The following is a 21,078-nucleotide window of genomic DNA, read 5'->3' as shown; positions in this document are numbered from 1 at the left end:
CGGAACGGCCCTCAGGTCACAGGTGTCGTGCGCGCTTCGATCAGTCTCTGCAGGAGGATTTCTCGCTGCTCCTCCCCCATTCTTTCGATCACGATGTCGGCAACCTGTTGTCCGTCCAGCCACGGCATGTTCACTACGGCCTTGCGTGGCACCGGGATATCGACGTCGGCGGCAGTCGTCTCTGCTTCGCTGGACCGCTTGGATCCGTTCGTGGCTGGGGGTTTGCCGGTATCCACTCCCCCGGTCGCTGAGGTGCTAACGGCGTTAGCAACCCGACCACGCGGTCGCCGCTTGCGTTCGGCTCGGGCGGTCAGGGCTTCGTCGGCTGCGCGTTGTTGCTGTTGTGGCGGTAGTTGTCCGACGTTGCGGGCGACCTCGACCGGCAGGCTCTTGTTCTCGACCGCTTGCTGAAGGTCGGGGGTGAGCTTCAGGAGAGCGAGTCTCTGGGTCACCCAAGGACTGGACTTTCCAAGGGCACGGGCGACCGCACGCTGCGAACCGTGGACTTCCACCAGGCGCTCCAGCGCTCTGGCCTCGTCCAGCGGCTCAAGGTTCTCGTGCTGGACGGCCGCGGTGAGAGCGGTCTCCAGAAGGGTGTCGGCACTTTCCGCAAGGGAGTTGTCGACATGGACAGGTACGTCGTCGAGGCCGGCCATGTTGGCACCGGCCAGGCGACGGTTTCCGTCGACGACGACGTGCGTGGCGGAACCCAGTTCGGTGTCGTGTCCGGGGTGTGCGCTGAGGAAGGCGGCACGGGTCACGACGGCGAGGGGCTGGATGACGCCTCGCGCAGTGAGGCTGTCTGCCATGTCCTCCACGGCTTTGAGCTCTACTCTGGGGTTGAACGGGTTGTGGGCGAGCCGTGTGACGGCCAGTCGCGGTGAGGCGGTCTGGGCTTCGGTGCCGGTGGCCGGGGTGGGGTCGTCGCCTTGTCCTGCGTATCGGGCGAAGGAAGCGGCACGGCTGCTGATGGGTTGGCTGACGGCATCGAAGGTGGCGGATGCGCCCAGTGCGTCTGACTTCTTCATGCGAGCCCCCGGACAATCTGCCGCATGCTGTGGGACTGGTCGGATTCGGGCGCGTAGTCGAGGAGCGGGCGCTGCATGCGAACGGCTTCGCGCTGCTCCTTGACGTCCGGGATGACCGACAACACAGGCGGGGTGCCGAGCGCCTTCCACTTGTCGAGTGAGGACGTGGCGATGAAACCGCGTCGGGAGTCGTACTTGTTCACAACGAGCCCGAGCTGGTCCACGGTGATGTCGTAGTCCCGTGTCAGCGATCCGACCTGGTTGATGAGCATGCCGTAGGCCTGGGCAGAGGTGTCTTCCGCTTCGACGGGGATGACGAGTCCGGAGGCGCCGGGCTTCTCGCCGTCACGCTGTCGGCCGTAGACGAGGCCGGCGTCCATGGCCAGGCCGAGGCTTGGCGGAGAGTCGACGACGACGACATCGAAGTGTTCCTCGACGGAAGCCAGGGCACGTTCCAGAGCGGCGTGGCGGGGGCCTCGGAAGACGGTGAGTCCGGAGTCGAGGAGGAACGCGTCGAAGGCTGCCGGGAGGACACGGAGACGGCCACCGAAGTTGGCACCCTCCATGACGACGGTGAGGTCGATCAGGGATTGCTGAGTGTCGTCACGGTTGAGCATGTGGGTGACGAGGCTTTCCTGACCGGCCGGGATGGCTTTGAGGCCGAGCTGGTGCGAGAGGTGGCCTTGCGGGTCGTAGTCGACGAGAAGCACGCGGCTGCCACGTTCGGCGAATGCCTGGGCGATGCCGGCGGACACCGCGGTCTTGCCGACACCTCCCTTCTGGTTGCACACCACGATCCGGCGTACGGAGGCGGTGTCTTCGTCGGCGGGATTCTGCTCCAGCCACAGGGCCACCACCTGGGCAAGACCTTGGATGTAGGAGACGCCACGCCGGCGGCAGTCGTCTTTGAACGAGTCGTAGAGCCCTTCGGGCAGCCAGGTCCCGAAGGATTCCGCGCCCGCGGTCTCGATGTGGGGGAGTGGAGCACTCTGAGACTGCCAGAGCCGCACACCAGCGGCGACGGCGTCCTGGACATCGATGGAGAGCTGCGCCGCCCGGACCTTCAGGGCCTGTCGGAGGGATGCGGGCAGCTTGGAGACCAGCTTCTCCCGCTCACCTCCAGCGTGGGGAGATGACATGACGGCAGCTTACTGCCGCGTAAACCGCTTGACCGGCAACGAATCGCACGATTTCGACTGATCTGGCGTTAGCTGTTGGAGGTGCTAACGGCGTTAGCACCTCCGCTGACCCCGGCCCGGGGGAGCGGCGGCTCGGACTTGTCGCCGCCGCCGGAGTTGACTTCCTCCGTATCGTGGCCACGAGCGCCACTCCTGCGGTACCCGGGTCGTCTCACCCACTACCGGATGCGGTACGAAGTCCGGTGTGAACGATCAGACTCAGCCCGCGACTGTCCGCGTGTTCATCGCGCTCGCCCCACCCGACCACGCGAAGGAAGAACTGGCCCAGGAGCTGCGCCCCGCCTATGACACGCACCCTCGGATGCGGTGGAACCGCATCGAGGACTGGCACATCACCCTGGCGTTTCTCGGGGAGTTGCCGGTCGAGACGGTTCCGCTCCTGCGCCCGGCGCTCGCCGGCCTCGCAGCGAGCCACCGTCCGCTGAGTCTGGCACTGCGTGGCAGCGGGAACTTCGACGACCGGGTGCTGTGGAGCGGAATCGACGGAGACCTCGATGGACTGCACATGCTCGCGGCCGATGTGCGCGCCGCCGTCACGAATTGTGGTGTCGCCTTCGAGGGTAGGCCGCTGCGTCCGCATCTGACGTTGGCCCGTGCCCGGCGAGGGGATCGGTCCTCGGCAGGAGAAATCGCCGAAAGGCTTGCCGGATTCACCGGTTGTCGATGGCGCGCCGAACGTCTGCACCTGGTCGGCAGCAACGTCGGCCGTAGCCGGGGACCGATCCGCTACCGCGACATCGAGGCCTGGGCCCTCGGCAACGGGAACCCCGCTGGATCTTGAACGAACCGACGACGGCCCGGGGAGACATGATCGCCCCGGCTTCTCTCGCAGGCGCGGGTCAGGCCTTCCTGCCCTTGTCCCCGAGTGCCTCGGTCTCGATGGAGCCGTCCAGGTTGATGCCTCGGAAGACCATCCAGACGCTCAGCGCACCCCCGCACACCACCCCCATGTCGGCGATCTTGAAGACGGGCCAGTGCGGGAGCTGAATCCAGTCGATGACTTCGCCCTGGAAACAGGCGCGCGGCCTGAGTGAGAAGGGTGCGCTGCCCGGCTCCGTCAAGGAAATGGCCGCGGACTACATCGAGCAGATCCGCAGGGTGCAGAAATCGGGTCCGTACCACCTGCTGGGCTGGTCCCTGAGAGGCGTCGCCGCACACGAGATGGCGGTGCAGCTCCAGGAGGCCGGCGAGGAAGTTGCCGCGCTGGTCGTGCTCGATGCCTATCCGTTGGTCAGCTGGGAACAGGACGTTGATCAGCCCGAGCAGCTTGAGGTGGTCGACTGGACGGATGCCGTCCTGCGGACCGGCGAGCGCTTCGGGCTCGACCTCTCCGACGAGGAGCTGGCCATGGCCGAGGGCGTGCAGTCCAACAACGTCGCCATCGCGACCACGCACGTTCCCGGTGTGTTCCAGGGCGCGTGAGAGAAGAGCCAGGGCCGGTGTCGCGTGGAGGAATCCACGGGACACCGGCCCTGGCTCAGCTACGGGTGCTACGGGAATGGTCAGCTCTGCTCGGCTTTGACCGTCTTCCCCTCGGGCTTCTCGGCCTCGTCGTTGTCCGCGTCCTTCTTTTCGAGGTCCGCCTTCTTCTCGTCCCTCTCACCCTCGCCGTCCGACCCGGCCGTCGATGCTGTCGCCTGGGTCTCCACGATCTCCTCTCGGCCCGGTCGCACCTTTGCCGAGATCACGAAGTACACGACGGCGAGGACGAAGACGAAGATCGAGGTCCAGACGTTCAGACGCAGGCCCAGGATGTGGTGCGCATCGTCGATCCGCAGGTACTCGGTCCAGACGCGCCCGGCGCAATAGGCAGCGACATACAGCGCGAACGCCCGGCCGTGCCCAAGCTTGAACTTCTTGTCCGCCCAGATGACGAGCAGCGCGACGCCGATGCACCACAACGACTCGTAGAGAAAGGTCGGATGGAAGGTGCCGTTGTCGAGACCATTGTCGATCTTCAGGGCCCACGGGACGTCGGTCGGCTTGCCGTACAGCTCCTGGTTGAACCAGTTGCCCCAGCGGCCGAGCGCCTGCGCGGCCGCAATGCCGGGGGCAAGCGCATCCGCGTAGGCGGGGAGCGGGACTCCGTGGCGGCGGCAGCCGATCCAGGCGCCGACCGCACCCAGCGCGATCGCGCCCCAGATCCCGAGGCCGCCCTCCCAGATCTTGAAGGCATCGACCCAGTTCTTGCCTTCACCGAAGTAGAGCTCGTAGCTGGTGACGACGTGGTAGAGACGGCCGCCGACGAGACCGAACGGCACCGCCCAGATAGCGATGTCGGCGACGGTGCCGGGCTGTCCTCCCCGTGCCCGCCACTGCTTGGAGCCGATCCAGATGCCGACGAAGACGCCGACGATGATGCAGAACGCGTAGCCGCGCAGCGGAACCGGTCCGAGGTGGATCACACCGGTCGAGGGGCTGGGAATAAAGGCAAGGTCCATGGGAGATCCAACGCTACCCCGCCAAGTAGGTGGCAACTAAAGCAACCTGACAACGTATTAGTAACGACGGACTCGCGCCCGAAGGTGGCGAGCGCACTACGCTCGCCGCCTTCGGCCTCGGCAGCCTGATCCTCATGCCGTTTCCCGGGTTCCCGGTTCTCCGCGAACGGTCATCACGGTCGGCGTGGCGATCCACGAATTGGTGCAGTGGTCGGCAGCCTGGTTCCAACCAGCACCACTTAGCAGATAAGTCGATTTAGCAACCCGCTCGAACGAAACGGAGGACACCTCCATAACTTCGCCAGGAACGATCCTAAGGATGGGGCTCGATCCCGCAGTCGGTAGGGGAGTAGGGGAGTAGGGGACAGTCTCTTCGCGATTCGAGGCTCCGCTTCTTCTTCGGCTGCCGTGGAGGACGCCGCCTCCTGGCCTCGGCGCCTCCGGTCTTCCGGGCATCCTGGCTTCCGGGTCAGCGCTGCGGGTTGGTGAGGTAGGTGTCGATCACTTGCATTGCTTTCTCCGTCCCGCCTCTGCGGTAGAGCCAGTGGCTCACGACGTCCATCGTGAACAGGGATGACTTTGGGAAGGAGCGCGCCATACGCTGCGCTCCCGGCAGTGGAGTCGCCAGGTCGTGGGTGGCGTTGGCTACGAGAACGGCCGGGAGCTCACCCTTGGCTCGGGCGGGGCTGGGCTTGGGAGGTGTGGTCCAGCCCTGGCAGGCCAGGACGGTGTCCAGCGACTGGGAGTTGTAGCGGATGTGTGGGGCGGCCTTCGCGACCCTCTTGCGGATGGCCAGGTACTGGGCGTAGTCACGGATCCGGAAGTCGTAGTCCCGGCACAGCACCATCCGGGAGTGAGAGCCGGTGCCGACGGGGAGCCAGTTGACCTCGCCCTTCCCCGTATACAGGGCGGCCACCTGCCGTGCCGTTTCCTCCTGGCTCCCCTTGCCGAGTGCGAAGGTGAGGAAGTCGGACAGCTGGTCGGCGTCAACCTTGGTCCGCGTCGGTCCGTTCGGGCCCGGATCACGGAGTGTGCCCGCGTCGGCGCGGGCGAACAGTTCGTCGGTGACAGCCGTCAGGTCCTCGCCCTTGAGAACGCAGGACTTGTCCTTCTTGCACCAGGCCGCAAGCCGCTTCAGCGTGTTGTCGATGGTGATGCTGCCGTCGGTGAGATACCGCTCGGCGTTCGGCCGGTCCGGGTCCATCGCGCTGTCGAGGGCCAGCGCACGGAGCCTGCCCGGGAACAGACGTGCGTAACGCTCGCCGAGGAACGTGCCGTAGGAGTGGCCGAGAAAGCTGATCCTGCGTTCACCGAGGGCGGCTCGGATCGCGTCCATGTCGCGAGCCACGCTCTTGCCGTCCATATGGGCGGCAAGCTGACCCGTCCGCTTCAGACAGCTGTCCGCCAGTCGGCCGTTCAGGGTGCGCAGCCGCTCGAACTCGGCCGCGTTGCGGGGGCGGGCAGGAATCGAGGCGTTGATCGTCTCGTCGCACTCGGCATTCTGGCTGCGACCGATACCGCGCGGGTCGAACCCGATCATGTCGAAGCGCTGGAGCATTGCCGGGGTGTAGCCGCCGACGGGGTCGTCCGCGTACAGCGCATCATCGGCACCGGGCATTCCGGGGCCGCCCGGGTTGGACATCAGGACACCGATCCGCCGGGCGGGGTCGGTGGCCCGGTAGCGGGCCACAAAGATGCCGATCTTCGGGCCCTTCGGCTTCGACCAGTCCAGTGGGACCTTGACCGTCGCGCACTGCGCCCTCGGGCTGGGGTCGGGGTAGGGCAGTTCGCCCTTGGGGCAGGCACCCCAACGGATCGGCGGGACAGCGGTGGTGGCGCCGGACGGCTCCTGGGCGACCGCCGTGCCAGGGGTGGCAAGGGCGGCGGAGGCGGACAAGGCCAGGAGTACGGAGGCCACCTGTCGGCTCAGATTCGTGTTCACGCGCGTGCTCTTGTTCATGCGCGTCACTGTTTCGGCCCTGTATGACGGTGTCCCCATGGGCACATGGTGAGAACGTAACAAGGCGTTCCGGCTGCTGTGTCATGGCTCAGCCGGCGACGGCGGCGCCTCGCCGGTCATCGTGCGTACCGGTTATAGTGGGGGCACAACTTGTTGTTCAGGCACAGAGGGCCCGCCATCGCAGATGGCGGGCCCTCTGGTTTTGTCGGGTCAGGCGATACGGAGGTCGGGGCGGCCCTCGGTCGGCGGCGCCGCTCGGTATTCCGGTAGGTGGATGGTCGGCAGTCTGCCGCTCTTCATCTCTTCGAGAGCGTGCGCGAAGGCGGCTTCCATGTCCGTCATGCTCTCGTACTTGGCGGCGAGCGGGTGGAGTCGGTAGCGGTTACCCCCGCGGCCTTCGGCACGGGAGCGCAGTACGAGGTTCAGCTCGAACAGCGGCTCCATCAGCGCGCTGACGGTGGGCGGCTTCACCTTGTACTCCACCGCCATCTCGCGCTGGCTCGGCAGTGCGCCACCGTTCTCGCTCCGGAAGACCAAGTACTGAAGGAACTTCACCGGGGCGGCTCCGATGGGCAAGGCCCAGATGCGCTCAGCAACGAGGGGCGACATGACTGCAACGGCCATCGGTGCCTTCCTCCGTATCGAATCGGCTTGTCGTGGTAGCGGGCATCAGCCTGTGCGCTTCCTTCTGACAGGCTCGGGCACTTCGTCATCCAGATTAAGGTCCAGCGCCTCTTGGTGGTGAACCATCTCAGGACCGATCCTGTGCGGGAACGCGGTGGGGTCGTCGTCGTGGTCCGCGGCGATCTGGGCGAGCACCTCGTGCTGAGCTGCGCTGTTGCCCTGGAACCAGAGCGTCACGTTGAGGCGGATCCGTCCGTTCCCCGCAGATTCGAGCCACTTGTACTCGCAGAGGGTTCGAACCGCGCGGTTGACGGTGGGCCTAGTGATCTTCTTGGCTCCGGGTTTCTTGGCCGCGAGTCCGTTCAGGCCGTCAGTGATCTCCTGCTGGGTGTACTCCGCGATTCCGGTGCCCGGCCTCTGCCCGCCCGCCACGTACAGGAACACGCACAGCTGGCTCTTCGTGATGCCGTTGGCGATGAAGAGCTGGGGCAGCAGCTGTGTGAACCAGTTGCTGGCGAGGCTGTAGCCGGCGCCTCCGGCGAAGCTGTGGACGGACCGAGGGTCGTCCTCGTACTCGAAGGTGACGCCCTTGAGCTTGCGCTTCCCTTCCCTGGCGGGGGGTGCGTCCTGGGCAGTCGTGCCCAGTTGCTCACCGAGGAGGTTCAGGATGTCGTCGTACACGGTGATGCTCTCCGGCGAGGACGCGGGAGAGGGCACTGCTCGTGGCCGGCGCGGCTGGCGCGACGGCGTTTCAAATGTCACTGGACCTCCTTGTTGCTCAGGCGGTCCGAGGCTATCCCAAAAGTTCGGCTGAGCCTTACTTTTGACGGCTCGACACGCTCCGAGTCACAGAGGTCTGTGCGCTCACCTCAAAAGTTCGGCTGAGCCGAAGTTCTATTGCACGGAAGTGCCGAAAGTTAGCCTGACCCTAACTTTCGGTGTCAATATTGCGGCACATTCTGTTCGGGTCGTTTCGGATCGACGCCACAGACGGACAGGCAAGCCGGGAGTCGACAAGCCCCTGACCTGCGGTTTCTCCGGTGGGCACAGCCCGTTTGAAAAGTTAGGCTGAGCCTTACTTTTGGGGCCAAATGTGCTGGCCAGGTTAACATTTCGACCTGCCAAATGTGTCGGCCAGAGCATGATCAACTTCGAATAAGTGCAGGTCAGAGCGTTTTCGAGGCCCTGCGCCTCTTATAAAGAAGAGCCGCACTCGACGTCCTACCCTGTGCGCAGGTCCGGACTGTGCTCTGTGTGCAGGGCTTACAGGTCAGGCCCGGGCATCGACCTGACTAGCCATCGAAGGCGTCAGCCAGTGGTCCTGAACCAACGTCACCAGCTGGGCCATTCGCTCACCCGTACTGAACCTCAGCCGACGAAAGCCAGCCCCGACGATAGGTTCATGGACCCTCCGGCGGGAGTGCCCACCCGAGCCACCCACTGTGCTCAGCCACTCCATCGTCTTGTCCGACCCGAGGCGTCATGGACCCGGCTGTCCGCGACGGCTCATGGACTGAATCCGAACGGAGTCGGCACCCGCGATGGACAAGATGTCCTGCGGAGGCTTGAGTTCCTCCTCCTTTTCCTCTTGAGCCGGGGAACTCCAGGATGGGACTTACGATGAAAAAGCGCACATTATAGATCAAGAAGGTTGGACAGTGGGGTGTTACCGACTTTAGCCAGCACCCAGGCTCGCTGTCGTGGTGTCGGAGACCGGTTGATAGCGGCAGTCGAAAGGTGGGCCCTGCAGTCGGGTGCTACGACGCTGAAACTCACCGTGATCCCGGGCAACGAGCCGGCCGTCGAGCTGTATCAGCACAACGGCTTCATCGTCACGGAAGAGCTCGGGGACCTGTTGGCCGATGGTGTGACCAGGGAACGGGTGATGGCGAAGGCGCTTCGCTGACGAGACGGCATACGAGCTCGACCGAGCATTCCGCCTGCTGCGTGGCCGTAGGAGAGGAAACCTGGCGTCTTCAGATGCCAGGGGTGGTGAGGTGGAGGACTCAGGCGCAGTCCAGGGCTTCTTCGGGGGAGCCGACGAAGTTGCCGGTCGGCAGGATGGTGTCTTCGTACTTGTCGGTGCTGGCGAGGTAGAGGGCGAAGCCCCAGGTGCTGGCGGATCCGCGTAACGCAGGCGCATGAGCTTGATGCGCTCGCCATCGGTCAGTTCGCCGTCGATGTAGGCGAACTGACCGCGGTAGCGGACGTCCAGGCCGGCGAGCTGCGGCCAGGCGTCACGGGCTCGCGAGGCAGCTTCTGGGCGAGGGAGGTCTTGGTCGACTCCGGCACGGTGGGCATGGGGCATCCTGCCTGAGCTTCTGAGCCAGTGGTGCGGCAGGCTCCGGCCGGTAAGATCCACTTCTGCTGATCGGCCTGCCTGCCTTGCCCGATGTCGCTGACTGCCTCGCACAGGCGCCGGCTGACGAAGATGGCCTACGGCCACAAGTCTCCCCACCGGGCGCGGATGCGCGCAAACGTCGGGCTCAACGCGGCCAGCGGTTGCTCCAACACGCGCATCGCCCGCGAGACGGGCCTGCACCTGGATACTGTGCGCAGGGGGCGGGGGCCGGTTCGCCGAGCAGGGCATGGCCGGGCTGGCCGACCGCCGGCCCCTGGTCGCCCGCCCTCGTTCACCGCACTGCAGACCGCCAAGGTCAAGGCGCTGGCCTGCCAACTGCGCGCCGAGACCGGCGTCCCGCTCTCACGCTGCGTACCCGGAGTGGGCCCGCGAGGCCATGCAGCAGGGCATCGCCCCGTCCCTGTCGGCCTCTACCGTGCGCCGCTGGCTGGCCCAGGACGCATTCAAGCCCTGGCAACACCAGTCCTGGATCTTCATCACCGACCCTGCCTTCGGATCCAAGGCGGCCCGGGTGCTCGACCTGTACGCCCGCACCTGGCAGGGCGAACCTCTCGGGCCGGACCAGTACGTCATCAGCGCGGGGGACAAGACCTCCATCCAGGCCCGCTGCCGCTGCCACCCCACCCGCCTCCCCTCGGGCAGGCCCGGACAATGCGGGTGAGCCACGCCTACCGTTCCGGCTCTTTCGACCAGGCACCGGGCCTGGAGTATCACGGCGTGATAGCCCCCACAGCGAAAAAAGCAACAGAGCTAACGCGTCAGGAGCTCAATTGATCTGCGGCGTTAGTAGAGTGACGGACTATGACGACACCCGACACCAGGGGCGACCGAGAGAAGGTCGTCTCCAAGCTGCCCTCCTGGCTCCGTCAGGAACTCAAGGTCCGAGCCGTTCAACACGGCATCGACATGCAGGACGCGGTCGAAGCCGGCATCACCGCATGGCGCGGCCTCGGATCCAACCTTTCCCCCATCGACACATCTGGAGCGGAGTCCTTTGCGACGTTTCTGCCTGCCCAGCTGTGGACCGGATTCCGATCTGACTGCAAGCGCCGGGGGGTTTCCCTCATCCAGGGCCTGGCCCAGTCCGTGCAGGTCTGGCTGGACAACCATCCCGCTCCCGCGGTGAAGCGTCCCGACATCGTCCGACGGGTCGTCATCTGCAATCAGAAGGGCGGGGTCGGCAAGACCGCCGTCACTGCCGGAACCGGCGAGGCACTTGCGGAAGACTCCACCGTCCTTGTGCCGGTCCGAGTGTCCAAGCACTTTGCCGCACTGCTCGAAGAGGATGAGGAGGTTGCGAACGATCCACTCGCTCTGGAGGATCTTCCCGGACTCGGGCAGCGTGTCCTGCTCGTCGACTTCGACCCTCAGGGGCACCTCACCAAGCAGCTTGGTCGCGAACCCCTCCCCATGGACGGGGACTCGCTCACCAATCACATGGCCGGTGACGGCAAGGGTTCGCTGAGCGATCTCATCGTGACGATCGACGAGGACCGGTTCGGTGGGCGTCTGCATCTGCTGCCCGCATGCACCGACGCCTTCCTTCTCGACGTACGTCTCGCATCCGTCCGTGCGCGCGAGGCCGCTCTCGAACGGGCCCTTGCCGCGGTCGAGCCCGACTACGACGTCGTCCTGATCGACTGCCCGCCCAGCCTCGGGCTCAGCATGGACGCCGCCACCTACTACGGCCGCCGCCGCCCACAGGAAGTGCCCGGCAACTCCGGCGTTCTCATCGTCGTCCAGGCCGAGGACAGCAGTGCCGACGCCTATGAGCTGCTCACGTCCCAGATCGAGGACATGCGCAATGACCTGACGCTCGACGTCGACTACCTCGGCCTTGTCGTCAACCACTACGACGCCCGCCGCGGCTACATCGCCACCTCCTCGCTCCAGTCCTGGATGGCCATAAAGGATCCGCGTGTCGTAGGCGTCATCGGAGACCTCAAGGAACAGAAAGAAGCTGTCCGTGCCAAGCGACCGCTTCTTGCGTACGCACCCCGCTGCGAACAGTCCGTTGCCCTTCGCGCCCTCGCCCGGGAGATCAGCAAGTGAGTAAGGCCAAGAACCTCGGAGCCGGCGCCTCCTTCGCCCAGGCCCGCCCCATCAGTGCCCGTCGAGCCGCAATCGGGGCCGCTACCGGTGTGCCGACGGCCGGCGTGCCCGAACCCACTGAGCTCTCGGTGAGTCTCATCAGCCAGAACCCCGACAACCCTCGCGAGGAGCTCCGCGACCTCCAGGGGCTGGCGGAGAGCATCGCGGAAATCGGTCTCGTCAACGCCGTCACGGTGGCCTCCGTCGACGCCTATCTGGCGGAGCGGCCGGATCGTGCAGCGGATCTCGACGAGGGCACCCGGTACATCGTCGTCGACGGCCACCGCCGACTCGCCGCTGCGCGTCTGGCCGGGGCTACGACGATTCGCGTCAGCGTCGACAACGCCCTGGTCTCCACCGACCAGGCGCTGCTCGAAGCAGCCTTCGTCGCCAACGTCCACCGTGACGACATGAACCCCCTGGAGCAGGCCCAAGCTCTTCGCACGCTGGTCGACTTCTACGGTTCTCAGACCAAGGCCGCCAAGAGACTCGGCATCGCCCAGTCGACCATCTCGTCGAAGCTCTCCGTCCTGGACCTCGATCCTCAACTGCAATCAGACCTGTTGGAGGGGCGCCGCAAGATCGAGCACGTTCGGAATCTCTCCAAGCTGCCACCCGATGAGCAACGCCAGCAGGCGGACGCGCGGGCTGCCGCGGGGGATCAGAGGCGTTCGGCGACTCGTGAGCTATCACGCCGTGATAATCCGGAGAACCGGGAAATGGCGGAGCCCAGGGCCGCAGGAGCGACAGAGACCAGCGTCGGGGCCGAGGCTTTCGATGGCTCGGATGCTCCGGGCAGCCCGGGGGAGCAGCGCGCGCAGGTATCACGCCGTGATATTCCGGAGGCGCGTCAGACTGAGCTATCACGGCGTGATAGCTCACAGGAGAGCCAAGCGGAGCTATCACGGCGTGATAGCTCACGAGAGAGCCAAGCAGGGCTATCACGGCGTGATAGCCCCGGGGCTCGGGAATCGATGTCGCCGACGCACGATGAAGTGCCCGGGCAACGGTCGGAGCATGCCGGGCGTCAGGTGGCACCGACGCAGCTGGCTCCTGGGGAGTCGGGCATCGTGGCCCTCGGCAAAGTCACGAAGATGCCTTGGCACGACGGCCATCAGGTTGCCGACCTCGTGCTGCGGAAGATGGACGAGGCACAGCGGAAGATCCTGGTCGAGAGGATCCTTGCCGAGGACACCAACTCGGCTCGGTGAGTTACCCGGTGGAGGCGGGTCGGGGTACTGACGCAGATCTCCGACCCGCCCCGGACACCGGGATGGTGGTGGCGGTTGAGGCAAGGAACTGTTCTGTCCCGCAGGCATGGTGGCTGCCTGTGTGGCGGAAATCCCATTGCTGTGGGCCCGGATGAACATGTCCTTCGGCGGGCGCGGTTGGCCGGTATCCGGCGATGGGGAACGGGTTCAGCGACTGAAGGCCAGCGACTCAATGAACGCTGAGTCGCTTCGGCCGTAGGGGTAAAACCACAGGTCAAGGCGATAGCCGGGGGAGAGCAGCGACTGAAGCGACTCAAGGTTCAGATATATGGAGACATTCGTGCGTGTGCGTGCGCGCGTGGACGGCATATACAGGGAACTTGAGTCGCTTCAGTCGCTGCTCTGCGTTGTACAAGCTGCTGACCTGGTGTTTTGTGTGCCCGTACTCGAGCGACTGAGCGACTGGCAGCTGTTGGCCACCCAGTCGCTGGGGCTTCTTGCCGATGCGCACGTTTGTTCTGCCTCATCCGCCTCTCCTCTCCCATAGATTTCGCTAATCTGATGTTGGGATTTGAGTCGCTTCAGTCGCTCATGGGGGAAGTTAATGGCAGCTGAGCTGCAGGTTTCGCGCAGCGACCCACAGCAGTTCGTGAGACCTGCACCGGTCGCTGCGCAGCCTCTGACAACTGCCTCGTGGTGTGCGCGCCAGGGGTGGCCGGTTCATCCTCTTGCTCCGGGCCGTAAAACGCCTGTGGGCAACTGCGAGATGTGCCGCGTCCAGGGTCATGTCCGAGGGGCGTGCGACTGTATCCGTGCGGGTCGTTGGTGTCATGGATTTCATGCGGCCACGCTTGATTTCGACCGGATCCGGCAGTGGTGGGGGTCCCGACCCGATCTCGGGGTGGGCGTCGCCACCGGTCCGGCCGGCCTTGTCGTCATCGATGTCGACGCACATGCGTGTGAACTCCCCGACCGGAACCGGCTGCTGCCCGGTGTCGGGATCTCCGCCGGGGTCGACCTGACCGGGCTGTCCAACGGCTTCCACACTCTGGGTGTGCTGGCCGCCCTGCGGGGGGCAACCAGTCCGGCGGACGACGAGTCGACGTTGCGTGTCCGCACTCCGTCCGGGGGCCTGCACGTGTGGTACCGCAACGACGACGGGCACCGCTGGCAGTGCTCCTCCGGGGCGGGCGGCGGCCGTGCTCTCGCCTGGCAGGTCGATGTCCGGGCGCACGGCGGGTACATCGTGGCGCCCGGTACCGAGACCCCAGCAGGGGTCTACCGGCCGGTGGGATCCGTGCGGATGCCCGCACCGCTGCCTGCCTGGCTGGCCAGGGAACTCGAGCGCACGGGGCATCTGCCGTCCGCCTCCGTGCCTGGGAAGCGGCCCGTGCCGCCCCGCGCCCGGCAGGCGGTTCTCGCGGCGGGTGGCGGACGGGGAGCGGGGGAGCGGGTCCTGACCGGGGTGCTCGCCGAGGTCGTCGCATGCGCGGCCGTACCCGAAGGCGCCGCGTTCTCCGAGAAGCTGAACCGGGCCGCGTATACCGCTGGTGGTCTCGTCGCAGCGGGCCACATCAGCGAAGCCGAGGCCATGCGGGCGTTGCGGGATGCGGCTGAGCAGGCCCGCCCGGGGCAACAGCGGCGATGCCTGGCCATCATCCGGGGTGGTCTGAGCGCGGGTCTGGCACGCCCCATGTCCCTCGGGAGGCGTGTGTGAGTCTCGACGAGGAGAAAGCACTGTCGGTCTTCGACGTCCAGGCCGTGGCCGCGCAGATCCTTGCGCAACCCGTTCCGGCGCCCCGGCAAAGTGATGAGTTTGCTCAGTACATGGCTGTTTCCGCTTCGGAGGGGAACGGCGAGGCGACGGCGGACGGGCTGCTGCCCGATACGCTCACCGACCGCGGCAATGCCAAGTTGTTCGTCAAGCTGTATCGCAACGACTACCGGCACGTTCCGGGAATCGGCTGGTACCGGTGGGACGGCACCCGATGGCAGATCGACGAGGACGACACCGTGATGTGGTCGGCGGGCGATCTGGCGGAGTCCATCGCCACCACCGATCCGCGAGGCATCTATACCTCGGCTGCATTGCAGCAACACCGTCGTCGCGCGTTGAGCACCAGCGGGATGAACGCGATGCTGGCGCAGGCGAAGTCCGCCCCGGGAATGGTGCTCAACGCAGCGCGGCTGGACGCGGATCCGTACGCGTTGTGCACGCCGGCCGGCGTCGTCGATCTGCGTACCGGATGCATCCGTCCTGCCGAGCCCACGAAGGACTTCCACTCCCGGTCCACCTCGGCCTCGCCGGAGCCGGTGCCCACGCCGCGCTGGAACCGCTTCCTGAACGACACCTTCGGCGAGGGGCCGGACGGTGCGGAGATGATCGACTTTCTCCAGCTGCTGCTCGGCTACTCCGTCACCGGGGATGTCGGTGCCCAGGTCATGCCGTTCCTGTTCGGCTCCGGAAAGAACGGCAAATCCGTACTGCTGGACGTCCTGATGAAGCTGCTCGGAGAGTACGCGGACGCGGCACCTCCCGGGTTTCTGATGTCCCGTCCGTACGAGGGACATCCCACCGATCTGGCCGAACTGCACGGCCGGCGCGTGATCGTGTGCAGCGAGGTCAAGCCGGGGGACCGTTTCGACGAGGCCCGGGTCAAGCTGCTCACCGGCGGCGACCGGATCAAGGCGCGCCGGATGCGACAGGACTTCTTCAGCTTCGAGCCGACGCACAAGATGTGGCTGCTCGGCAACCACCGGCCCGAGGTGGGTACGGGTGGCTTCGCGTTCTGGCGGCGTATGCGGCTGATCCCGTTCGAACGGGTCGTCTCCGACGACCGCAAGATCGACAACCTGGCGGACATCCTTGTCACCCATGAGGGGCCGGGCATCCTCAACTGGCTCATTGAAGGCGCCCGTCGCTACCTCGGGGGCGACAAGGACCTCTCAGGTCCCGAGCGGGTCCGCATCGCGACCACGGCCTACGCCGAGACCGAGGACCATACCGGGCGTTTCGTCCACGAGGCCTGTCGACTTGAGGCCGATCTGCGCGCGGAACAGGCGCAGCTCTACGCGGCCTACAGGAGCTGGTGCCAGAATGAGGGCGCACCGGCGATATCGTCCCGGGCTTTCGCGGCGCGTGTCCGCGAAGTGGTGGGACTGGCGTCGCCGAAGGGAATGATTCTTTCCAACCAGCGCAAGTACTACCCGGGCATCGGCCTGCTCGCGGACGAGGAGACAGTATGAGCGCCCTCATCGCAGAGGACGAGATCGTCGACGAGATGGACCTCGTCTGGCTTGAGGACATCAGTCGGCTCGACTATGTCCGTCAGAGCCTGGACCGCTTGCCGACACGGCGGGGGAGGCCCGCATATCACCGTGACGGTCGGATGGTCGGGTACGCCCTGTTGGGGCCGAAGGCCAAGCCGTCCCGTTCCTCCGGCACGTTCAGGCGACGGGTGTTCTGGCTGCTTCCGCACGACCGGGACACCGAGCCCGACGGGCTGTACGCACGAGGGGCACCGGCGGAGGCCGTGGATGTGCGGACTCTGGCGCCGGGCAGCAAGGGGCACAAGACCGAGCGATCGGAGGGCGGACCGATGTCGTCCGCGACGCGGGAACTCCATCCATGACCTCAGCCTCAACCTTGAGTTGAGCTCCAGCAGTGGCTTCCGTCCCGGTGCCGGGTACGGTTCCTCCGGTCGCCCTCTGTTCCCTCGACGGATGGAATGGAAACAGGCCGTCCGGTATATTTCCTTCAGTGGAGGGACCGCAGCCAGGGGGAGGCGACACTGTGCAGGAGGAGCGTCCGGTACGGGCACAGGTCGCGGTGGTCGGTGGGGGGCCCGTCGGCATGCTCGTCGCCGCCGAACTGGCCGGGTACGGAGTCGACATCGTGCTCCTGGAATCCCGGTCCGATGTGTCCGAGCAGCCCAAGGCGACCACGCTGCATGCCCGGGCGGTGCAGTCCCTGGCCCGTCGCGGTCACCTGCCGGGGCAGGGGTACCCGTACACCGAAGGCGCGGCGGAGAGTCCGTTCCATTTCGCGGGCCTGCCCGGACTGACCATCACGGCTCCCGCACGCGAACCCGAGCCGATCCTCAAGTGTCCCCAGGCAGAGCTGGAGCGGCACTTCGAGGCGCGGGCACGGGCGGCCGGAGCACGGATCCTGCGCGAGCACCAGGTACTTGAGGTCGTTCAGGAGGACGGCGGGGTACGGGTCACGGCCGACGGGCCGCAGGGGACCAGGGTCTGCTTCGCCGAGTACGTGGTGGGGGCGGACGGCGCCCGCAGCACGGTCCGTGACCAGGTGGGCATCGACTCCGACACACACCCGGCGACCGTGTCCGCACTCATGGGGGCCGTCACACTCGCTCGGCCGGAGGAGCTTCCCAAGGGCTGGCACCGCACCGAGCGGGGCTGGATCGTGGCCAAGCTCGATGCGGAGGGCAGGACACACATCCGCACGCTGAACTGCGCCGGTGCCCACCCCGACCGGCAACTTCCTCCTACCTTGCAGGAGTTGTGCCGGGAGGTGTCTCGGATCGCCGGCCGGGACATCGCGATGGACGAGCCGCGCTGGCTCAGTAGGTTCAGCGACTTCGCGCGGCTGGCCCGGGCCTTCCGCGAGGGGCGGGTCTTCCTGGTGGGCGACGCGGCGCATGTCCACTTCCCGATCGGTGGACAGGGCCTCAGCACCGGAGTGCTCGACGCTCTGAACCTGGGCTGGAAGCTGGCGCTGACGGTGCACGGATCGGCGGACGCGGGTCTGCTCGACAGCTACGACCTGGAGCGCCGCCCCGTTGCCCGGCGGGTCATCGACCAGACACAGGCGCAGCTCGCCCTGATGCGTCCTGGGCCCGAACTCGACGCACTGCGAGGGGTGTTCACCGGCCTTCTGTCCGCGGACCGCGAGCACGGGTACCTCGCCGGCCTGATCAGCGCACAGGACACGGTGCTCCCGGAACACACCGAGGCATCCGGCCGGGCGACGGGAACGTTTCTCCGTAACGCGGTGCTCGGCACGGCAACCGGCGAGACCGACGTGATCGGGCTGCTGCGTGACGGCAGGCCGCTGCTGCTGCTTCTCGGTGAGGAAGACAGCGGCCATCGGGAGGCGGTACGGGAATGGCAGGGGGTCCTGCATGTGGTCCGGGCCCGGACCACATCCGAGGTGCCGCACGATGCGATGCTGGTGCGGCCCGACGGCTACATCGCCTGGGTACCGGGGGAAGGCCGTGACCTGACGGAGGTGCTGTCGGCGCACTTCGGCAAGGGTGTGGTTCCCGAGCGTGCGGCCCCTGAGGGCTTCGCTTCTGTGGGGCACCCTTGACGATGCCCCACAGAAACATCCGGTGCTCAGCCGGCGGCTTCGACGAGGTCCCGCATTTCGGCCGCCTTCACGGCCTCGGCGTAGACCGAGGCTCCGCGGCCCTCGGAGAGGTCGAGCGAGGCGAGGATGGAGGGCACCACCGCGCTGGGCAGCACATGACGCATCAGCGCGGACACCCGTCCCACAAGGTCGCGGTACTCACAGACGGCCTGCGACATCGACTGGATGCCGGCGAAGGAGCCGACGATGACATCGGCCGTCTCGGACGGCGAGATGTGGGGCAGCAACTCGCCCTGGGCCTGTGCCCGCTGGAGCAGATCGAGGCCGACCTCGCTCCAGCGCAGGAACGGACCGCTGCGGTCGAGGCTCTGCGCCAGCTGGTCCATCGTCAGCCGCACGCCGGCGCGCACCATCGGGTCGGTCTGCAGCCGATGGGCATGCAGCATCACAACGTCCACGATCTCCTGCACCTTGGAGGCGCGGACAGGAACGATGATCCGCTGGTCCTGCTCGGCGAGAACGCCCTGAGCCAGGTCTTCCTTCGAATGGAAGTGGAAGTACAGCGCGCCCTTGGTGACTCCCGCCTCGGTGAGGATCTGGGAGATCGTGGCCGCTTGGTACCCGCATTCCTCGAAGACCTTGGCCGCCGCCGAAAGAATCCTCCGACGGGTACGGATGGCTCGTAGCTGCTCAGCCACTCTGCCTCCTCCCTCCTCAGTGTGGTCGAACGTCGGGAGGCCGGTAAAGAAACCGTCCAGTTCGTATCTTACAGGCCGCTTCCTCGCCCGTACCGGCCGAGGAAATGTCGGACAAGAGAGGGAAGTTCATGATTCTTGTCACCGGTGCCACGGGGACCATCGGGCGGGAAGTGGTCCGCAGGATCCCCGCTGACCTGGCAGTTCGCATCATGGCCAGGGATCCGGGGCGGGTCGCGGGTGCAGGTGCGGGTGCCGAGGTCGTATCCGGGGATTATTCCGACCCGGCCTCACTGGTGGGTGTTCTGCATGGGATTCGCACCGTTTTTCTGGTGACCAACCCCGGCGGGGACGACGACTCGAACTTCATCCGGGCCGCCGGGTCGGCGGGAGTGAGGCACGTGGTGAAACTGTCCGCGGCCGCCGTCGCGGACAGCCGGGCCGAGGACCTGATCACCCGGTGGCAGCGCCGCAACGAAGACCTGCTGCGCGGATCCGGTATGGAGTGGACCCTGCTGCGTCCGCGTGCGTTCATGTCCAACACGCTTTCCTGGGTGGGCTCCATCCGGTCGGACCATGTGGTGCGGGCCCTGTACGGGGCGTCGGCCAACGCCTGCGTCGATCCGCGTGACGTGGCGGAGGTGGCGGTACGCGCCCTCACGGAGGACGGCCACGTGGGCAGGACCCACACGCTGACCGGGCCGGAGGCGATCACCGCGGTCGAGCAGACGGCTCGGCTCGCCGAACTGCTGTGCCGTCCGCTCCGTTTCGAGGAGCTGGAGCCGGAGCAGGCCCGTGCCGCACTGGGCGCACGCTATCCGGCGGACATCGTCGAGGCGCTGCTGGAAAGTGCGGAGCGCGGCCGCGAGGGTTCGAAGGCAGAGGTGGACGGCACGGTTGCCGCTCTGCTCGGCCGGCCGGCCGGGACGTTCCGCGGATGGGCGAGCGATCACCTGAGTGCCTTCGGGTGAGTGCTGTCGCTCACCGGTGAGGGCATAGGGGCGACGGTTGCCCGGCGGGGGGCAGCCGTCGACCGTCGCGGGTAGGCCTTGTTCGCCACGGGTCAGATGCCGTTCGTCGGAGGTCGGATGCCGTGCGACCCGGCCGTCACCTTGGAGTTGAAGACGAGCGCACCGTCCTGATGGGCGGTCACCAGGACAGTCTGTTCGCCTTCGGGGGCCGTGTCGGGCAGCAGGCACGCCTCGATCACGCATGGGGAGTCCAGCTCGACGTACCGCTTGAACTCATTGGCGATGCCGAGCGGGAGGTAGGAGGACCGGCCGAGGGCCGATGCCGTGGCCTGGCGGGCGGCTTCGATCAGCACCATGCCCGGCACGTGGTCGACCACGTGCTCGAAGAGCACAGGGTGCCGTGTGTCCACCCGCAGCTGCCAGCGGTTCTGTTCGCTCGTGGGGGAGAGCACGACGTCCATGGGCGATATGCGCCCGACGCTCTGCGGGGCCGCAGGGCTGATCAGCGGCAGCTGATACCGGCCTCCGCCGGGCACGTGCTCGCCGCGCACCCGGCGGTAGACCGCAGGGGACATGCAGGAGAAGGAGCCGCCCCCGGTCGCGACGACGTTCCCGTCGCGGTGGAAGACCGTCTCGAAACGCAGCCCCGACAGGTTCTTGCCACGCCGGTTGATCTCCGTGCAGTCGACGTCGATGCTGAGCGTGGCGGGCTCGTACCCCATCCGCAGATGCTCTGGACGTACGGCGATGTCGAGGTCCCGGACGAGGAACTGGTGGCCGAAGGGCACGCCGAACTCCGCGTGTCCCAGAAGGATGCCGATCTGGCGGATCGTCTCGCAGCCTATGAGCGGATCGTGGTAATTGTCCGCGACCGGAGTGAAGAAGCTGTGACCGCGTGGCCATTGGGCGGATATGACGAAGTGGGTGTCGTCCACCCGCTCCCAGTCGGTGAGCATGACCTCCGCGACGGCGGACCGGTGTACGAGTTCCCTGGGGACGGTGGTGGTCAAAGAGACGGGGTAGAAGCCGCCGGGCTTGATCGTGGAAGCCTTGGAGCCTCTTGCCATTTCTCTGTCGAACACTGTTGGTCCGACTTGAAACGTGCTCGCAGACATTGCTCCCCCTTGGCTGGTGCGAGAGGTGTGTTCAGGAATGGGCTGTTCC

At 66.4% G+C, this 21,078-nt stretch carries 19 protein-coding genes and 1 pseudogene; 12 read left to right on the top strand and 8 right to left on the bottom strand.

The annotated features are described in order from the left end of the window. Nucleotides 1-11 precede the first annotated feature (11 nt). The gene (locus ACWCQ6_RS14225; RefSeq protein ID WP_451088877.1) at nucleotides 12-1,028 is read right to left on the bottom strand and encodes a ParB/RepB/Spo0J family partition protein; all 1,017 of its coding nucleotides are present in this window, start codon (nucleotides 1,026-1,028) and stop codon (nucleotides 12-14) included. Beyond that, on the bottom strand, nucleotides 1,025-2,167 hold the full coding sequence (locus tag ACWCQ6_RS14220; RefSeq protein ID WP_451088875.1) for a ParA family protein: 1,143 nt from the start codon (nucleotides 2,165-2,167) through the stop codon (nucleotides 1,025-1,027). The genes ACWCQ6_RS14225 and ACWCQ6_RS14220 overlap by 4 nt, the downstream gene beginning before the upstream one ends. Before the next feature lie 244 nt (nucleotides 2,168-2,411). Between ACWCQ6_RS14220 and thpR the strand changes: the two genes are divergently transcribed. Together thpR and ACWCQ6_RS14210 are read left to right on the top strand one after the other, a co-directional pair. Continuing rightward, nucleotides 2,412-3,008: an RNA 2',3'-cyclic phosphodiesterase gene (gene thpR, locus ACWCQ6_RS14215; RefSeq protein ID WP_451088873.1), complete on the top strand. Its 597-nt coding sequence runs from the start codon at nucleotides 2,412-2,414 to the stop codon at nucleotides 3,006-3,008. A 215-nt stretch (nucleotides 3,009-3,223) separates the two neighbouring features. After that, complete coding sequence (locus tag ACWCQ6_RS14210; protein ID WP_451088871.1) at nucleotides 3,224-3,649, top strand: thioesterase domain-containing protein; 426 nt, start codon at nucleotides 3,224-3,226, stop codon at nucleotides 3,647-3,649. An 80-nt stretch (nucleotides 3,650-3,729) separates the two neighbouring features. Here the strand turns inward: ACWCQ6_RS14210 and lgt are convergent, their stop codons facing one another. From lgt to ACWCQ6_RS14190, 4 genes are all read right to left on the bottom strand, one after another. Then, a complete protein-coding gene (gene lgt / locus ACWCQ6_RS14205; protein ID WP_451088869.1) occupies nucleotides 3,730-4,668 on the bottom strand; it encodes a prolipoprotein diacylglyceryl transferase in 939 nt (312 codons plus the stop codon). Nucleotides 4,669-5,137: 469 nt separating this feature from the next. After that, nucleotides 5,138-6,628 (bottom strand): alpha/beta fold hydrolase, encoded by a 1,491-nt coding sequence (locus ACWCQ6_RS14200; RefSeq protein ID WP_451088867.1) that lies wholly within the window; start codon nucleotides 6,626-6,628, stop codon nucleotides 5,138-5,140. 210 nt (nucleotides 6,629-6,838) lie between these two features. After that, the gene (locus tag ACWCQ6_RS14195) at nucleotides 6,839-7,252 is read right to left on the bottom strand and encodes a hypothetical protein (protein WP_451088865.1); all 414 of its coding nucleotides are present in this window, start codon (nucleotides 7,250-7,252) and stop codon (nucleotides 6,839-6,841) included. A 45-nt stretch (nucleotides 7,253-7,297) separates the two neighbouring features. Further along, on the bottom strand, nucleotides 7,298-8,014 hold the full coding sequence (locus tag ACWCQ6_RS14190; RefSeq protein WP_451088863.1) for a hypothetical protein: 717 nt from the start codon (nucleotides 8,012-8,014) through the stop codon (nucleotides 7,298-7,300). Nucleotides 8,015-8,915: 901 nt separating this feature from the next. Between ACWCQ6_RS14190 and ACWCQ6_RS14185 the strand changes: the two are divergent. From ACWCQ6_RS14185 to ACWCQ6_RS14145, 9 genes and pseudogenes are all read left to right on the top strand, one after another. After that, nucleotides 8,916-9,020, top strand: a pseudogene (locus ACWCQ6_RS14185) (hypothetical protein); the annotation flags it as partial. A 9-nt stretch (nucleotides 9,021-9,029) separates the two neighbouring features. Next, nucleotides 9,030-9,158, top strand: coding sequence for a hypothetical protein (locus ACWCQ6_RS14180; RefSeq protein ID WP_451088973.1), 129 nt, complete (start codon nucleotides 9,030-9,032; stop codon nucleotides 9,156-9,158). An 832-nt stretch (nucleotides 9,159-9,990) separates the two neighbouring features. Further along, a complete protein-coding gene (locus ACWCQ6_RS14175; protein WP_451088861.1) occupies nucleotides 9,991-10,275 on the top strand; it encodes a hypothetical protein in 285 nt (94 codons plus the stop codon). Nucleotides 10,276-10,415: 140 nt separating this feature from the next. Then, entirely contained in the window at nucleotides 10,416-11,666 is a 1,251-nt protein-coding gene (locus ACWCQ6_RS14170) for a ParA family protein (protein WP_451088859.1), read from the top strand. Further along, nucleotides 11,663-12,916, top strand: coding sequence for a ParB/RepB/Spo0J family partition protein (locus tag ACWCQ6_RS14165; RefSeq protein WP_451088857.1), 1,254 nt, complete (start codon nucleotides 11,663-11,665; stop codon nucleotides 12,914-12,916). The genes ACWCQ6_RS14170 and ACWCQ6_RS14165 overlap by 4 nt, the downstream gene beginning before the upstream one ends. A gap of 604 nt (nucleotides 12,917-13,520) precedes the next feature. Beyond that, nucleotides 13,521-14,633 carry a bifunctional DNA primase/polymerase gene (locus ACWCQ6_RS14160; RefSeq protein WP_451088855.1) on the top strand — a complete coding sequence of 371 codons (1,113 nt, stop codon included), beginning with the start codon at nucleotides 13,521-13,523 and terminating at the stop codon, nucleotides 14,631-14,633. 110 nt (nucleotides 14,634-14,743) lie between these two features. Then, nucleotides 14,744-16,162, top strand: a complete 1,419-nt coding sequence (locus ACWCQ6_RS14155; protein WP_451088969.1) for a DNA primase family protein — start codon at nucleotides 14,744-14,746, stop codon at nucleotides 16,160-16,162. After that, nucleotides 16,159-16,548, top strand: coding sequence for a DUF6009 family protein (locus tag ACWCQ6_RS14150; protein WP_451088853.1), 390 nt, complete (start codon nucleotides 16,159-16,161; stop codon nucleotides 16,546-16,548). Before ACWCQ6_RS14155 ends, ACWCQ6_RS14150 begins: the two co-directional genes overlap by 4 nt. Before the next feature lie 161 nt (nucleotides 16,549-16,709). Further along, nucleotides 16,710-18,248 carry an FAD-dependent monooxygenase gene (locus tag ACWCQ6_RS14145; RefSeq protein ID WP_451088851.1) on the top strand — a complete coding sequence of 513 codons (1,539 nt, stop codon included), beginning with the start codon at nucleotides 16,710-16,712 and terminating at the stop codon, nucleotides 18,246-18,248. 26 nt (nucleotides 18,249-18,274) lie between these two features. Here ACWCQ6_RS14145 and ACWCQ6_RS14140 read toward each other — a convergent pair whose 3' ends face one another. Next, complete coding sequence (locus tag ACWCQ6_RS14140; protein ID WP_451088849.1) at nucleotides 18,275-18,946, bottom strand: ScbR family autoregulator-binding transcription factor; 672 nt, start codon at nucleotides 18,944-18,946, stop codon at nucleotides 18,275-18,277. Nucleotides 18,947-19,074: 128 nt separating this feature from the next. Here ACWCQ6_RS14140 and ACWCQ6_RS14135 point away from each other — a divergent pair, with 128 nt between their 5' ends. Next, nucleotides 19,075-19,914: an NAD(P)H-binding protein gene (locus ACWCQ6_RS14135; protein WP_451088847.1), complete on the top strand. Its 840-nt coding sequence runs from the start codon at nucleotides 19,075-19,077 to the stop codon at nucleotides 19,912-19,914. A gap of 92 nt (nucleotides 19,915-20,006) precedes the next feature. Here the strand turns inward: ACWCQ6_RS14135 and ACWCQ6_RS14130 are convergent, their stop codons facing one another. Beyond that, entirely contained in the window at nucleotides 20,007-20,981 is a 975-nt protein-coding gene (locus tag ACWCQ6_RS14130) for a ScbA/BarX family gamma-butyrolactone biosynthesis protein (RefSeq protein ID WP_451088845.1), read from the bottom strand. Between the last annotated feature and the right edge of the window lie 97 nt (nucleotides 20,982-21,078).

It is taken from the genome of Streptomyces sp. NPDC001880 (assembly GCF_053594575.1).
Note: the sequence above shows the minus strand (reverse complement) of the source record. Positions and strands in the feature narration are given on the sequence as shown.

Excerpts from the sequence above, each read along its gene's own strand:
- ACWCQ6_RS14200 (WP_451088867.1), bottom strand. The coding sequence starts at position 6,628 with ATGAACAAGAGCACGCGCGTGAACACGAATCTGAGCCGACAGGTGGCC.
- ACWCQ6_RS14175 (WP_451088861.1), top strand. The coding sequence starts at position 9,991 with ATGCAGCAGGGCATCGCCCCGTCCCTGTCGGCCTCTACCGTGCGCCGC.
- ACWCQ6_RS14170 (WP_451088859.1), top strand. The coding sequence starts at position 10,416 with ATGACGACACCCGACACCAGGGGCGACCGAGAGAAGGTCGTCTCCAAG.
- ACWCQ6_RS14130 (WP_451088845.1), bottom strand. The coding sequence starts at position 20,981 with ATGGCAAGAGGCTCCAAGGCTTCCACGATCAAGCCCGGCGGCTTCTAC.
- lgt (WP_451088869.1), bottom strand. The coding sequence starts at position 4,668 with ATGGACCTTGCCTTTATTCCCAGCCCCTCGACCGGTGTGATCCACCTC.
- ACWCQ6_RS14220 (WP_451088875.1), bottom strand. The coding sequence starts at position 2,167 with ATGTCATCTCCCCACGCTGGAGGTGAGCGGGAGAAGCTGGTCTCCAAG.
- ACWCQ6_RS14150 (WP_451088853.1), top strand. The coding sequence starts at position 16,159 with ATGAGCGCCCTCATCGCAGAGGACGAGATCGTCGACGAGATGGACCTC.
- ACWCQ6_RS14195 (WP_451088865.1), bottom strand. The coding sequence starts at position 7,252 with ATGGCCGTTGCAGTCATGTCGCCCCTCGTTGCTGAGCGCATCTGGGCC.
- ACWCQ6_RS14155 (WP_451088969.1), top strand. The coding sequence starts at position 14,744 with ATGGCTGTTTCCGCTTCGGAGGGGAACGGCGAGGCGACGGCGGACGGG.
- ACWCQ6_RS14225 (WP_451088877.1), bottom strand. The coding sequence starts at position 1,028 with ATGAAGAAGTCAGACGCACTGGGCGCATCCGCCACCTTCGATGCCGTC.
- ACWCQ6_RS14160 (WP_451088855.1), top strand. The coding sequence starts at position 13,521 with ATGGCAGCTGAGCTGCAGGTTTCGCGCAGCGACCCACAGCAGTTCGTG.
- ACWCQ6_RS14135 (WP_451088847.1), top strand. The coding sequence starts at position 19,075 with ATGATTCTTGTCACCGGTGCCACGGGGACCATCGGGCGGGAAGTGGTC.
- ACWCQ6_RS14210 (WP_451088871.1), top strand. The coding sequence starts at position 3,224 with ATGACTTCGCCCTGGAAACAGGCGCGCGGCCTGAGTGAGAAGGGTGCG.